Genomic DNA, 14207 nt, shown 5'->3' with positions numbered 1-14207 from the left:
TGTGCTGCCTTTCAGACGGTGGGGGTCGAGGCCCTGCGGACCGGTTTCCAGCCGGGGCGTGGCACCGAGTCGAGCAGGGTCCGGGTGTACGGGTGGGAGGGCTCGGTCAGTACCCGGCGCACGGGCCCGCGTTCGACGATCCGGCCGCCGCGCATGACCACGACGTCCTCGCAGACGTGCCGGACGACGCCGAGGTCGTGCGTGATGAACAGGTAGGCCACCGGGGTCCGTTCGCGGATGTCGCGCAGCAGCGTGAGGATCTGTGCCTGCACGGACACGTCGAGCGCCGCGACGGCCTCGTCGAGCACCAGCACCTGCGGCCGGACCGCCAGCGCCCGTGCGATGGCGACGCGCTGGCGCTGGCCGCCGGAGAGGGCGCGGGGCAGCGCGTCGCCCTGGCGTTCGTCCAGGCCCACCTGGTCGAGGTGGTCGGCGACGCGCCGGTCGAGGGCGGAGCCGCGCAGCTCCGTGTGGAGCGCGACGACCTCGCCGAGACAGTCACGGACGCGCTGGCGGCGGTCCAGAGAGGCGTACGGGTCCTGGAAGACCAGCTGGATCTCACGGGCGGCGCGGCGCCGTTCGGCGGTCCGCCGGGGCGGGCGGGTCCTGTCGCGTCCGGCGAGCCGTACGGTGCCGGCCGTCGGGCGCTCCAGGCCCGCGATCATCCGGGCGGTGGTCGTCTTGCCCGAGCCCGACTCGCCGACGACGGCCAGGGAGTCGCCGGGGGCCAGCGTCAGATCGACGTCGTCGACGGCGACGACCGCCCCGAACTCCTTGCGCAGCCCGCTCACGTGGAGCACGTACGGGTCGGTCGGCTCAGTCATCGGTCGGCTCCGCGGGGTAGTGGCAGGCGGCGAGTCCGTCGCCGGCGGGCCGCAGCTCGGGCCGTTCGGCGCGGCACAGGTCCCGGGCCGCCGGGCAGCGCGGCGCGAACGCGCAGCCGGGCCCGGCCTCGAACGCCGACAGCGGCCGGCCGGGGATCGCCCGCAGCCGCTGCTCGGCCGCATCCGGCGCGGGCCGGGAGGCGAGCAGCGCCCGGGTGTAGGGGTGCCGGGCGGCCTTGTGCAGCTGCTCGGCGGGGAGCTCCTCCACCAGCGTGCCCGCGTACATCACGGCGACCCGGTCGCACACGGCGGCGGCCAGGGCCAGGTCGTGCGTGATGAACAGCATGGCCAGGCCCCGGGCGGCGCGGGCCTCGTCGATGATCGCCATGACCTCGGCCTGCGTCGTGACGTCGAGCGCGGTCGTGGGCTCGTCGGCGAGGAGCAGACGCGGCCCGCCGGCGAGGGCGGCGGCGATCATCACCCGCTGGAGCAGCCCCCCGGACAGCTCGGGCGGGCGCTGCCGCAGCCGCCGCTCCGCGTCGGGGATGCCCACGTCGCGCAGGAGCGCGGTGACCGTGGCGGTGGCGGAGCGCGGCCGGGCGCCGCCCGCGATCAGGCCCTCGGTGAGGAAGTCGCCGACCGTGCGTACCGGGTTGATGTGGGCGCGCGGGTCCTGGAAGACCATGGCGAGGTCCCGGGCCCGCAGCGCCCGCAGTGCGGCGGGGCCCATGGCGGGCACGGAGACACCGTCGACGCGGATGTCGCCCTCGACGCGGGCGCCGGGCGGCAGCAGCCGCAGCACGGACCGGGCGGTGAGGGACTTGCCCGAGCCGGACTCGCCGACCAGGCCCACCGCCGAACCCTCCGGTACGCAGAGGTCGACCCGGTGGATGACCGTGCGCTCGGCCCTGTCGAGGGGCAGGGTGACGCGCAGGCCGCGGATGTCGAGGAGCGTCATCGCTCGTCCCCCAGGAGCCGTCGGGACAGGCTGTTGCCGAGCAGGGTGCAGGCGATGACGAAGACGACGATCACCAGGCCCGCGTAGAGCGACTGTTCGGCCCGGCCGGCCAGGACGCCCGAGGCTCCTTGCGCGACCATCAGCCCCCACTCGGCCGTGGGCGGCTGGGCGCCGAGGCCGATGAAGGAGAACGCCGCCACATCGAGCAGCGTGTACCCGAACGAGACCGTCACCTGCACCAGGACCAGCGGCAGCAGCGCGGGCGTCAGATGCCGCAGACAGATCCGCCACCCGGGCATGCCGAGCATGCGCAGGGCCGCGATGTACGGCAGTTGCACCTCCCGCAGCGCGGCGCCGCGCACCGTGCGGGCGACATAGGGCAGATAGGCGACGGAGAGCGTCACCACCGCCACGTGCAGGCCCGCCCCGAAGACGGCCGCGCCGACCACGGCGAGGATCAGGCCGGGGAAGCCGAACACGACGTTCAGCAGGCCGGAGACGACCCGGTCGTACCAGCCGCCGAGCCACGCCGCCGCGATCGCGAGCGCCGTGCCGACGACGCTCGCGGCGACGGTCACCACGGCGGGCGCGAACAGGCTGAGCCGCGCCCCGTACAGGATCCGGGAGAGGATGTCGCGGCCGGTGTCGTCGGTGCCGAACCAGTGCGCCGCCGAACTGCCCTGGTACACGGCCATCGGGTCGACGGCCTCGGGGTCGTACGGGGCGACGAGCGGGGCGCAGACGGCGAGCAGGACGACGAACGCGACCACGGTCCCGGAGACGAGCAGCACCCCGTTGCCCTTGCTGAACAGGCGTACCTGTACCGGTAGTTGATAGGTGGTCATCCGGTGGCCTCCAGCGGCGTGCGGCGGTCGAGCAGCGCCGTGACCATGTCCACCACGGTGTTCACGCCGACGAAGAGGACGACGCTGATCAGCGCGAGCGCCTGCACCACCGCCAGGTCCTGTTTGGCGGCGCTCTGCACGAGCAGCGCCCCGATGCCGTTGATACCGAAGGCCTGCTCGACGATCGCGCAGCCGGCGATCAGCCCCGCGACAGCCACCCCGGACACCGAGAAGATCGGCGCGGACGCGTTGCGCAGGACGTGCTTGCGCACCACGAGGCGCTCGGGCAGGCCCCGGCCGCGCGTGGTCTGCACATGCTCCGAGGCGAGTTCGGAGCGGACCGCCGAGCGCGTCACCTGGGCGACGTACGCGAGCCAGGTCGCGGCGAGCGCGAGCGCCGGCAGGGTGAGGTGTTCGAGGCGGCCGGTGAACCCCTCGCCGGTGCCGTAGGCGGGGAACAGGTCCCAGCGGACCGACAGCCACCAGATCAGCAGGACCGACATCACGAACGTCGGCACCGCCATCAGCGTCGTCGTCACCACGGTCACCACGGTGTCGCCCCAGCCGCCGCGCAGCGCCGCGAACGCGCCGAGCGCGACACCTCCCACGATGATGAGGACGGCCGCGAACGCCACGAGGAACAGGGTGTTGCCGATGCGGTCGCCGACCAGGTGCGTGACCGAGTCCCGGTAGCTGAGGGACTGCCCCAGATCACCGTGGAACAGGGCGGTCAGCCAGCGCCAGTAGCCCCGAAGGAACGGGTCGTCGAGGTGGTACTGGTGATGGATCTCGGCGAGCAGCCGCGCGCTCGGCGGTCTGCCGCCGCCCACCAGCAGGGTCGCGGGATCGCCCGGTGAGACGAACAGCGCCCCGTACACGGCGACGCTCGCCACCAGCGCGGTCACGGCGAGCGTCGCGGCGCGCCGGGCCATGAAGCGCCAGATCATGAGTTTCCCTGCCCGGTGCCGCCGAGGCGCGCCGCCCACGGCATGTTGATGTAGGCGAACGAGGCGGGGGCGCCGCTGAGCCGCTTGTTGAGGAAGAGCCGCTCGTACGGGCAGACGATCGGCACCACCGGCAGGTCCTTGGCGTAGCGCGCCTGCGCCTCGGTGAACTCGGTGGCGGCGGCCCGCTCGTCGGCCGTGGACTTGGCGGCCCGGATGTGCGAAGTCACCTGACGGTTGCGGTAGTTGGTCCAGTTCAAAGGGGACTTCGGGTCGGTCAGCATGTCCGCGTAGGAGAGTGGGTCGGCGATCTCGACGTAGCCGAGGACCATGGTGGCGTCGAGCCCCTCGCGCAGCGCCGGGTTGTAGAACATGCCGGACATCTGGGTCGGCTGGAGCTGCCGGATCACGACCTTGAGCCCGATCTTCTTGGCGCCCGCCTGGAGGAACGTCAGGGTCTGCAGGGACTGCTGGTCGCCCGCGCCCATGGCGACGGTGAGGGTGCGCTGCTTCGGATCGGCCGCGTCGACCAGCTTCTTCGCCCTGGCGACGTCCGGTCCTGGCAACTCGGGCAGCGCGGCGTACCCCTTCGCGTAGACGTCCTTCGCCTCGCTGTTCTTCCAGACGAGGGAGGGGATGAAGGTCTTCTGCCGCTGGGCGGCACCGTCGTACACGTTCCGTACGAGTGCGTCGCGGTCGAGGACGAGAGAGAGCGCGTCGGCGATCCGGCGGTCGGCGAGCGGTGACGTGGGGGCCGTCGGGGTGAGGAACACGGTCTGCGCGGACGGCCCGTAGTAGAGGTGCCCCTCGTCGGACGTGCGCAGGGCCTTGGCGGCGGTCGACGGGATCTCGTAACTGCCGTCGATCTGACCGGACATGAGGGCGCTGGTCAGCGTCCCGTTGTCGGTGACGAACCGGAACGTGAGCTTCTTGACCTTCGGCCGCAGCGCCGGGTCCCAGTACGCGGTGTTGCGCACGGCGGTGATCGACTCGCCCGAGCGCCAGCCGGTCAGCTCGAACGGGCCGGTGCACATCAGGCCGCCCTTGGCAGTGCCGTAGGAGGCGCCCGCCTTCTTCAGGTACGCGGCCTTGCTCACCGCCCCGAACCCGTTCACGAGGTACTTGAGGAACAGCGGGTCCGGGGTGCGGAAACGGACGGTGACCTGGTGGGACGTGGTCGCCCTGATGGTGGTGACCTTGGCCAGGACCTGGATGTTGACGCTCTGCGTGGCCGGTACGCGCTGGCGCTCCAGGCTCGCGACGACGTCGCCTGCGGTCATCGGGCTGCCGTCCCAGAACGTGACGCCGCGGCGCAGGTTCAGCACGAGCGTCCTCGGATCGGGCCGCTGCCAGGAGGTCGCCAGCCCCGGCGCGGTGGAGTAGTCGGGCTTCAGGCGCACCAGCGGGTCGCAGAGGTTGGAGGCGACGGTGCTGGGCGAGTAGTCGCCGACCTTCGCGGGGTCGAGGGTGGTCGGCTCGCCCAGTGGCAGGTTCCAGGTGACCTGGTCGACGGTGCCGTGCGCGGCGGGCGTCGTGGCGGTGAGCCGCACCGCGCCGGGAGAGGAGCCCGCGGCGGGGGAGCCGCCGGAGGAACAGGACGTGAGCGTGACCACCGTTGCCAGCGCCGCGAGCGGCAGGGCGGTGCGTCGGGGAGCGTGCATGAGGTGCTCCTGATCGGAGAGTTCCGAGTGGTGCCGGGTCCTTCGGGGTGGGGGAGCGAGCGCGTGGGGGAGGCGTTCAGGGCTGCTCGGGCAGAACGGTGACTACGAGGCGTGAGGGGTGGGCGCCGCCGGTGCGCAGCGTCTGGGTGCTCGGCTTCGGGGCGAGCGTGGTCCACGGGTTCTCGCCACTGCCCGACGCGGGCAGGTAGAGCGGGTAGTCGCTGCTCGCCAGCAGCAGGGCGAGCCGGTGCCCCGCGCGCATCCGGTAGCCGGTGTGCCCGAGGTCGACGCGTACCTCGTCCGGTGCCTCGTCCGTGCGGACATGGACCTCGCCGCGTGCGACCGGCCGCAGCCGGCCGTCCGGGAAGACATCGACGAGCTTGGCGAAGACGTCGAACTCAGCTGCCGTACTGGTGACATGGAGATCGAGGCGGACGGGGCCCGCGAGGTCGAGCGCCTCGTCCAGTACGGGACCGGAGAGGCGGAGCACGTCCTCGCGGGCGGCCACCGGCGCGAAGTCGGGGTAACTGTGCAGCACGGCGAAGGAGTTGGCGACGAGCGAGGGGACGAGCTCCTCCGGGTCGTACGCCCACTGCGCCTGCTCGGCCGCGGTCGGCGCCGCCGCTCCGAGGGCGTCCGCCGCCGCGTCGAGCCACCAGGTGTGCTCCACGGCCCCCGGCGGTGGCCACGAGGTCGATGTCCGCCATCCGCCGTGGCCCAACTCCCAGCGCACCTTGGCCAGTTCGTCGGCCCGGCGTACGCCCTTGAGGAACACGTCGAAGAACTCCAGTGCCGGATCGACATAGCCCGGCAGCATCCGGTCGAGGGCGGCGGCGCTCGTCGCGTGGTCGCTCTCGCCGGTCGCGGGGGCGTCGGCGAGCCGGTAGTTCTCGTGGTCGACGGCGCCCGCCCACAGGTACTGCACGGCGTCCCAGCCGGGGCGCGCGGCGAGCTCCGTGTAGTCCCGCATGTGCGGGGTGACGATGTTGTCGAACCAGCCCACGCAGTGCAGCACCGGCACCGGGCGCGCGTCGAACGGGTGCCTGCCGCGGGCCGGGAACAGGTCGGTGAAGCGCGGCGCGAGCAGATCGAACCAGGTGGAGCGGGCGCCGATGGCGCGGAACGCCTGCTCGTACTGGTCGATGACCGGGCGGACGGCGCGGTCCGGCTCGTACTCGTACACGCCCTGGTCGATCCAGTAGTGCGCGTAGTACTCGATGCCCTCCAGCCACACGGGCCGGCCGACCGGGGCGCCGCTCTGCGTGGTCGCGTTGAAGTCGACCGTGGTCACCCGGGGCACGATCGCGCGCAGCGCCGGGTGCTGGGAGGCGACCGCGGCCCACTGCGTGAAGCCGTAGTACGAGTCGCCGAACATGCCCACCAGCCCGTCCGACCAGGGCTGGTGGACGATCCAGTCGATCGTGTCGTAGCCGTCCTCGGGCTCGCGCAGGAACGGCACGGTCGGGCCCTCGGAGCGGAACTTGCCGCGCACGTCCTGCACGACGACGGCGTAGCCGCGGGCGGTGAAGCGGGCGGCGATCTCCTCGAAGTACACGTAGCGGCTGTTCTTGTCGTACGGCAGCCGCACGAGGACGGCGGGGGCGGCGGAGGCGGCGGTGCCGGGGGCGCCGGGCTCCGCGGGGCCGGGGAGGTAGACATCGGTGGCGAGGCGGACGCCGTCCCGCATCCGTACCCGGAACTCGTGGGCCCGAGCGGGCACGGGAGCCGGGCCGACGCGCTCGAAAGCAAAGGTCATGAGGGTGATCTCCCGTGAGCAGGGATGAACAACGCCGTGATGTAACAACGTTGTATGACAACATTGCAGCTCCGTGTGAACGGGGTCAACCCATTGGGTTAAGGTCGGCGACATGCCGATCGAGGTAGACGAGGACAGGCGGCTCGACGAGATCGCGGACGCCACCATCCAGGTCGCCCGCGAGCGCGGCGTCCGCTCCGTGACCATCCGGGCCGTCGCCGGCCAGCTCGGTGGATCGACGGCGATGGTGACCAACTACGTCCCGAGCCGCGCCGCCCTGATGACCAACGCGATGCGCCGCGCCGAGGCCGACTGGGGCCGTGAGATGGCCCGGGCGCTGGAAGGCGCCGAGGGCGAGGAGCGGCTGCGCGCGGCCGTCCGCTGGATGTGCACCACCGAGCGCGACGACGAGGTGCTGCGCCGCCTCATGATGGAGATCGCCGGCGCGGGTTCCGGCGCCGGCGACGAGGTCGAGGAGGCGCGCCGGGCCGCATCGCGCCACAGTCAGGAGGAGTTGAGCGCGCTCGCCGGCGAAGGCGGCCTGGCCGACGGCGGGTTGAGCGGCGACGTGCTCCATCTCCTGCTGCGCGGTTACTGGCTGTCCACGCTGGAGGACCCCGAGAGCTGGACCGCCGAGCGGGGCGAGCGGGCGATCCTCGCCGTGGTCGATCTGCTGAAAGGGCCGACCGGTTGAGAGGTCGGCTGTAGGGGAAGCTGAAAGGGCCGGCCGGGTTGTCGGGCGGGGGTTGACAGCGCCCGGCGCCGGGACGCAGTCTGTGCGCGAAATAAAACGCCGTTGTATGACAGGGTCCGTGCCCACCCGCGCCGAGCGGCCCACCCGCCGCCGTGCCGGACGCCGCCGCACCTGCCCTGCCCGGCGCCGCACGTGACCCGATCCGCACCCCCGCCACCCGCCCCGAAGAGGTGCCCCATGGGAAGTCCAGGTCAGCCCGGAGAGCTGTGGCAGTGGACCGCCACCGAACTCGCCGCCGCCGTACGGGACCGGGAGGTCTCCGCCGTCGAGGTCGCCGCCTCCTGCCTCGCCCGCGTCGAGGAGTCCAACCCGACGACGAACGCGCTCGTCGAGGTCCGCCCCGGTGACATCCTCGCCGCGGCGCACCGGGCAGACGCCGCCGTCGCCGCGGGGGAGGAGCTCGGCCCGCTGCACGGCGTGCCGGTCTCCATCAAGGTCAACACCGAACAGCGGGGGTACGCCACCACGAACGGCCTGACCGCGCTCGCCGGCAACGTCGCCGACGAGGACGCCGCCTGCGTCACGGCCCTGCGCGAAGCGGGCGCGATCCCGCTCGGGCGCAGCAACGTCCCCGCGTTCTCGCTGCGCTGGTTCTCCGGCAACGACCTGCACGGCAGGACCCTCAACCCCTGGGACCACGGCAGGACGCCGGGCGGCTCCAGCGGCGGCGCCGCCGCAGGGATCGCCGACGGACTGACGCCGCTCGCCCAGGGCAACGACATCGGCGGCTCCATCCGCTTCCCCGCGGCCTGTTGCGGGGTGGTCGGGGTGCGGCCGACCGTCGGCCGGGTCTCCGGCTGGGGACCGCCCGCGTTCGCGGAGACCCCCGACGGGCCCGTCCCGCTGGACTTCCCGCCGACCGTGCACGCGTGCGCCGTGCAGGGCCCGCTCGCCAGGACCGTGGCCGACGCGCGGCTCGCCCTGCACGCCATGACCACGCCCGACCTGCGCGACCCCGCGGGCGTGCCGGGCGTCCCCGGTGCGGCGGAGCGGGCGCCGGGCGCGGGTCCTGTACGGGTCACCGTCGTGCGCGGCAACGAGGGCGTGAAGAACCATCCCGCCGTCGACGCGGCCGTGGCCGACGCCGCGGCCCGGCTCGCCGACGCCGGGTACGAGGTCGACGAGACCGACGAGGCGGCGGCCCGATCGCTGCTCGCGGAGGCGGCCCGGCTGTGGCTGCTGCTGATCACCGAGGACACCCGGCCGCTGCTGCGCGTCGTGGAGCGGATCGGCGACGACGCGATCCGTACCGCCCTCGCCGGGCACTTCGCGGCGGCGGCCACCGTCTGGGGCGAGCGCCCGGACCTGGAGACGTACATCAACGGCTGGGGGCGGCGCGCCACCCTGATCACCAGGCTCCAGCAACTCCTGGGCGCCGGGCGGCTGTTGCTCACCCCGGTCTGTGCCGAGCCGCCCTTCGAGCAGGACGCCGACCTCGCGGGCGAGCGGCGCTCAGCGGAGCTCTTCCCCGCGATGTGGCCGATGACGGCCGTGCCCGTACTCGGTTTCCCGGCCGTCACCGTGCCGGTCGCGCTGCACGAGGGGCTGCCGCTCGGGGTGCAGCTCGTCGGCGGGCGCTTCACGGAGGACCTGGTCCTGGACGCCGCGCAGGCCGTCGAGGACAGGTCACCGGTGCTGCGGGCGTGGGCGGCGACGTAAGAGAGGCGTCAAGGGCGGGGGCGCCTCCGTAAGGGAGGCGTCAACGAGGTGCGGAAGCGGTCATGACCGGGGGTTTCCTCTAGTCGTCCGAACATTTCAGCGGTTCGGGCGCCCGGGGTCCGTCCCCGTCCCTGTCCCCTGTCGCACCTCATCCGGGAGCTCACGATGGCCGATGTGGCCTTCGTCGTCACCACGATCGCGGTTTTCGCGCTGGTGGCCCTTGTCGCCAAGGGGGTGACCAAGCTGTGACCGCCGAGAACATCGTCGGCCTCGTCGTGGCCGTCGCCCTGCTGGGCTATCTCGTCCTCGCCCTCCTCCACCCGGAGAGGTTCTGAGCGCCGACATGAGCCCCGTACTCGCCGGAGCACTTCAGTTCCTCGCCCTGTGCGTGGCGCTGGCACTGGCCTACCGTCCCCTCGGCGACCACATGGCCCGGGTCTACTCCTCCGGGAAACACCTCCGGGTGGAGAAGTGGATCTACCGGGGCATCGGCGCCGACCCGCACACCGAGATGCGCTGGACCGCCTATCTGCGCGGCGTCCTCGCCTTCTCGGCCGTGAGCGTCCTCTTCCTCTACCTGCTGCAACGGCTCCAGGGTTCGCTGCCAGGCTCGCTCGGCTTCCGGTCGATCGACCCGGACCAGGCGTTCAACACGGCCGCGTCCTTCGTCGCCAACACCAACTGGCAGTCGTACTACGGCGAACAGGCCGTGGGCCACGTCGTGCAGACCGGCGGCCTCGCGGTGCAGAACTTCGTCTCGGCGGCCGTGGGCATGGCCGTGGCCGTCGCCCTCGTCCGGGGCTTCGCCCGCTCCCGCACCGGTGAACTGGGCAACTTCTGGTCCGACCTGGTGCGCGGCGTCGTCCGCATCCTCCTGCCGATCTCGGTGCTCGGCGCGCTCGTCCTCGTCGCCTGCGGCGCCATCCAGAACGTCGCCGGCATCCACGCGGTCGGCCAGTTCATGGGCGGCTCGCAGCAGTGGAACGGCGGCGCCGTCGCCTCCCAGGAGGCCATCAAGGAACTCGGCACCAACGGCGGCGGCTACTTCAACGCCAACTCCGCCCACCCCTTCGAGAACCCGAACGGCTTCACCAACCTCTTCGAGGTCTTCCTGATCCTGGTGATCCCGTTCGCGCTGACCCGCACGTTCGGCCGCATGGTCGGCTCACTGCGGCAGGGCTACGCGATCCTCGCCACGATGGCGACGATCTGGATCGCCTTCACCGGCCTCATGATGTGGACCGAGTTCGCCCACCACGGCCCCGCGTTCGACCTCGCGGGCGGCGCCATGGAAGGCAAGGAGAACCGCTTCGGCATCGGCGGCTCCTCGATCTTCGCGGTCGCCACGACGCTCACCTCGACCGGCGCGGTGGACTCCTTCCACTCCTCCTTCACCGGCCTCGGCGGCGGCCTCACCATGCTGGGCATGCAGCTCGGCGAGATCGCGCCCGGCGGCACCGGCTCCGGCCTCTACGGCATGCTGATCATGGCGGTCATCGCCGTCTTCCTCGCCGGACTGATGGTGGGCCGCACCCCCGAGTACCTGGGCAAGAAGATCGGCACCCGCGAGATCAAGCTCGCCGCCTGCTACCTCCTGATCACGCCCGCGCTCGTCCTCGTCCTCACGGCCCTCTCGATGACCCTGCCGACCCCGAAGGACTCCATGCTCAACGGGGGCGCGCACGGATTCTCCGAGATCCTCTACGCGTTCACGTCCGGCGCCAACAACAACGGTTCCGCCTTCGCCGGTCTGAGCGCCGACACCAACTGGTTCAACACCACGATCGGGCTCGCGATGCTGCTCGGCCGCTTCCTGCCGATGGTGTTCGTGCTCGCACTCGCCGGCTCGCTGGGCGAACAGCGGCCTGTCCCGGCCACCGCGGGCACGCTGCGCACCGAGAAGCCGCTCTTCAGCGGTCTTCTGGTCGGCACGGTCCTGATAGTCGCCGGACTGACCTACTTCCCGGCGCTCGCGCTCGGACCGCTCGCCGAGGGGCTCGCCTCATGACCGCAACGACCGACACCACCGAGGACGCGATGTCCACAGCCACCCCCACCCGGGCGCCGCGGGGAACCGCGCCGACCGGCCCCACGCCCACGAAGGGCAAGGTCGGCGCGGGTCTCTTCGACCCGAAGCAACTGCTCAGGTCGCTCCCCGACGCCTGCCGCAAGCTCGATCCGCGAGTGATGGTCAGATCGCCGGTCATGTTCGTGGTGCTGGTCGGCTCCGTGCTGACCACGGTGTTCTCCTTCAAGGACCCCGCCGACTGGTTCGGCTGGACCATCAGCGGCTGGCTCTGGCTGACCGTGATCTTCGCCAACCTCGCGGAGGCCGTCGCCGAGGGCCGCGGCAAGGCCCAGGCCGACACGCTGCGCAAGGCCAGGACCGACACCGTGGCCCGCAGGGTCGTGGGCGGGGCCGAGGAGCTGGTACCGGGTACGCGGCTGGGCGTCGGCGACCTCGTGGTCTGCGAGGCCGGTGACACCGTCCCCGGCGACGGTGACGTCGTCGAGGGCGTGGCCTCCGTCGACGAGTCCGCCATCACCGGCGAGTCGGCCCCGGTCATCCGGGAGTCCGGCGGCGACCGCTCGGCCGTCACCGGCGGCACGAAGGTGCTCTCCGACCGCGTCGTCATCAAGATCACGACCAGGCCCGGCGAGACGTTCATCGACCGCATGATCAACCTGGTCGAGGGCGCGGCCCGGCAGAAGACGCCGAACGAGATCGCCCTCAACATCCTGCTCGCGTCCCTGACCGTCGTCTTCCTGCTGGCCGTCGCCACGCTGCCGCCGTTCGCGCACTACGCGGGCAAGGACCTCAGCCTGGTCGTCCTGGTCGCACTGCTCGTCTGCCTCATCCCGACCACCATCGGCGCGCTGCTCTCGGCCATCGGCATCGCGGGCATGGACCGCCTGGTGCAGCGCAACGTGCTCGCCCTGTCCGGGCGCGCCGTCGAAGCCGCAGGAGACGTGTCCACCCTGCTGCTCGACAAGACCGGCACCATCACCCTCGGCAACCGCCGCGCCGCCGGGTTCATCCCGGTCAAGGGCGTCACCGAGGCCGACCTCGCCGACGCCGCGCGCCTCTCTTCGCTGTCCGACGAGACCCCCGAGGGCCGCTCGGTCGTGGCCCTCGCCAAGGAGAAGTACGGCCTCGAAGGGTCCCCCGGGGGCGAGCTGGCCGGCGCCGACTGGATCGAGTTCACCGCACAGACCCGCATGTCGGGCGTGGACCTCGACGGGCGCAGGATCCGCAAGGGCGCGGCCGGTTCGGTCGTCTCCTGGGTCGGGGAGCGGGGCGGCCGGGTCGCCGGGGACGCCGGGAGGCTCGCGGACGAGATCTCCGAGGCCGGCGGTACGCCACTGCTCGTGGCCGTCGAGGACGCCGACGGTGCCCGCGTGCTCGGCGTCGTCCACCTCAAGGACGTCGTCAAGGAGGGCATGCGGGAGCGTTTCGACGAGCTGCGCCGCATGGGCATCAGAACCGTCATGATCACCGGGGACAACCCGCTGACGGCGAAGGCGATCGCGGCCGAGGCGGGCGTCGACGACTTCCTCGCGGAGGCCACGCCCGAGGACAAGATGGCCCTCATCAAGCGGGAGCAGGCGGGCGGCAAGCTCGTCGCGATGACCGGGGACGGCACCAACGACGCACCGGCCCTGGCCCAGGCGGACGTCGGTGTCGCGATGAACACCGGCACGTCCGCCGCGAAGGAGGCCGGCAACATGGTCGACCTCGACTCGGACCCGACCAAGCTCATCGAGATCGTCGAGATCGGCAAGCAACTCCTCATCACTCGCGGTGCGTTGACGACGTTCTCCATAGCCAACGACGTCGCGAAGTACTTCGCGATCATCCCGGCGCTCTTCGCGGCGGTCTACCCCGGCCTGGACAAGCTCAACATCATGCGCCTGTCCAGCCCCGACTCCGCGATCCTGTCCGCGGTCGTCTTCAACGCGCTCATCATCGTCGCGCTGGTCCCGCTCGCCCTGAAGGGCGTCCGGTACCGGCCGGTGAGCGCCGACCGGATGCTCCGCCGCAACCTCGGGATCTACGGGCTCGGCGGCCTCGTCGCGCCCTTCGCCGGCATCAAGGTCATCGACGTACTCATCTCCCTCATCCCCGGAATCGGTCAATGACGATGAACAACTCGGTAGCGAACACAGTCCGGTTGCTCGGGGCGGGACTGCGCGCCCTGATCCTCCTCACCGTCGTGTGCGGCGTGCTCTACCCGCTCGCGGTGACCGGCGTCGCCCAGGTCCTCTTCCACGACAAGGCCAACGGCTCGGAGCTCACGTCCGGTAAGGAAGTGGTCGGTTCGGCGCTCATCGGACAGACCTACCTCACCAAGGACGGCGAACCCGACCCGCACTGGTTCCAGCCGCGGCCCTCCAACGGCCTGGGCACCAACAGCGTCAACACGCAGTACAAGCTGATCCTGTCCGGCGCCACCAACCTCTCCGGCGCCGACCAGGGCCTGATCAAGCAGGTGAAGGAGGCCAGGGCCGCCGTCGTCGCGGACAACTCCACGGCCACGTACACGGTGCGGCCGTCGGACGTTCCGGCCGACGCCGTCACCTCCTCGGGCTCGGGCCTCGACCCGCACATCTCCCCGGACTACGCCGCCCTGCAGATCCACCGCGTCGCGGAGCGCAACCACCTGTCCGTCGCGCGGGTGCGCCAACTCGTCGACGACCACACGGACGGCCGCGTCCTCGGCTTCATGGGCGAGCCCGGCGTCAACGTGCTCGAACTCAACATCGCGCTGCGGGAGTTGACCGGCCGCAGCTGAAATCGGCGGGGCG

12 protein-coding genes are annotated in these 14207 nt (G+C 71.9%); 6 read left to right on the top strand and 6 right to left on the bottom strand.

The genetic code is table 11. The features are described from left to right. Positions 1 to 11 precede the first annotated feature (11 nt). The 6 genes from ACZ45E_RS05295 to ACZ45E_RS05270 form a co-directional block, all read right to left on the bottom strand. Positions 12 to 824: an ABC transporter ATP-binding protein gene (locus ACZ45E_RS05295; protein ID WP_468216758.1), complete on the bottom strand. Its 813-nt coding sequence runs from the start codon at positions 822 to 824 to the stop codon at positions 12 to 14. Beyond that, positions 817 to 1782 carry an ABC transporter ATP-binding protein gene (locus ACZ45E_RS05290; protein WP_468216756.1) on the bottom strand — a complete coding sequence of 322 codons (966 nt, stop codon included), beginning with the start codon at positions 1780 to 1782 and terminating at the stop codon, positions 817 to 819. The genes ACZ45E_RS05295 and ACZ45E_RS05290 overlap by 8 nt, the downstream gene beginning before the upstream one ends. Further along, positions 1779 to 2627, bottom strand: a complete 849-nt coding sequence (locus ACZ45E_RS05285) for an ABC transporter permease (protein WP_468216754.1) — start codon at positions 2625 to 2627, stop codon at positions 1779 to 1781. The genes ACZ45E_RS05290 and ACZ45E_RS05285 overlap by 4 nt, the downstream gene beginning before the upstream one ends. Continuing rightward, complete coding sequence (locus tag ACZ45E_RS05280; RefSeq protein ID WP_468216751.1) at positions 2624 to 3574, bottom strand: ABC transporter permease; 951 nt, start codon at positions 3572 to 3574, stop codon at positions 2624 to 2626. The genes ACZ45E_RS05285 and ACZ45E_RS05280 overlap by 4 nt, the downstream gene beginning before the upstream one ends. Beyond that, a complete protein-coding gene (locus ACZ45E_RS05275; RefSeq protein ID WP_468216749.1) occupies positions 3571 to 5232 on the bottom strand; it encodes an ABC transporter substrate-binding protein in 1662 nt (553 codons plus the stop codon). The genes ACZ45E_RS05280 and ACZ45E_RS05275 overlap by 4 nt, the downstream gene beginning before the upstream one ends. A 76-nt stretch (positions 5233 to 5308) precedes the next feature. Next, positions 5309 to 6988: a CocE/NonD family hydrolase gene (locus ACZ45E_RS05270; protein ID WP_468216746.1), complete on the bottom strand. Its 1680-nt coding sequence runs from the start codon at positions 6986 to 6988 to the stop codon at positions 5309 to 5311. A 112-nt stretch (positions 6989 to 7100) separates the two neighbouring features. Between ACZ45E_RS05270 and ACZ45E_RS05265 the strand changes: the two genes are divergently transcribed. The 6 genes from ACZ45E_RS05265 to ACZ45E_RS05240 all read left to right on the top strand — a co-directional run bounded on the left by ACZ45E_RS05265 (position 7101) and on the right by ACZ45E_RS05240 (position 14194). Next, positions 7101 to 7682, top strand: coding sequence for a TetR/AcrR family transcriptional regulator (locus tag ACZ45E_RS05265; RefSeq protein WP_468216743.1), 582 nt, complete (start codon positions 7101 to 7103; stop codon positions 7680 to 7682). A gap of 237 nt (positions 7683 to 7919) precedes the next feature. Further along, complete coding sequence (locus tag ACZ45E_RS05260) at positions 7920 to 9401, top strand: amidase (protein ID WP_468216742.1); 1482 nt, start codon at positions 7920 to 7922, stop codon at positions 9399 to 9401. A gap of 245 nt (positions 9402 to 9646) precedes the next feature. Then, the gene (gene kdpF, locus ACZ45E_RS05255; RefSeq protein WP_468216740.1) at positions 9647 to 9736 is read left to right on the top strand and encodes a K(+)-transporting ATPase subunit F; all 90 of its coding nucleotides are present in this window, start codon (positions 9647 to 9649) and stop codon (positions 9734 to 9736) included. A gap of 8 nt (positions 9737 to 9744) precedes the next feature. Then, the gene (kdpA, locus tag ACZ45E_RS05250; RefSeq protein ID WP_468216738.1) at positions 9745 to 11409 is read left to right on the top strand and encodes a potassium-transporting ATPase subunit KdpA; all 1665 of its coding nucleotides are present in this window, start codon (positions 9745 to 9747) and stop codon (positions 11407 to 11409) included. Then, positions 11406 to 13541, top strand: a complete 2136-nt coding sequence (gene kdpB / locus ACZ45E_RS05245; RefSeq protein WP_468216735.1) for a potassium-transporting ATPase subunit KdpB — start codon at positions 11406 to 11408, stop codon at positions 13539 to 13541. The genes kdpA and kdpB overlap by 4 nt, the downstream gene beginning before the upstream one ends. A gap of 2 nt (positions 13542 to 13543) precedes the next feature. Next, a complete protein-coding gene (locus ACZ45E_RS05240) occupies positions 13544 to 14194 on the top strand; it encodes a potassium-transporting ATPase subunit C (protein WP_468217148.1) in 651 nt (216 codons plus the stop codon). Positions 14195 to 14207 lie beyond the last annotated feature (13 nt).

The organism is Streptomyces sp. NPDC030991, from assembly GCF_055571235.1.
Note: the sequence above shows the minus strand (reverse complement) of the source record. Positions and strands in the feature narration are given on the sequence as shown.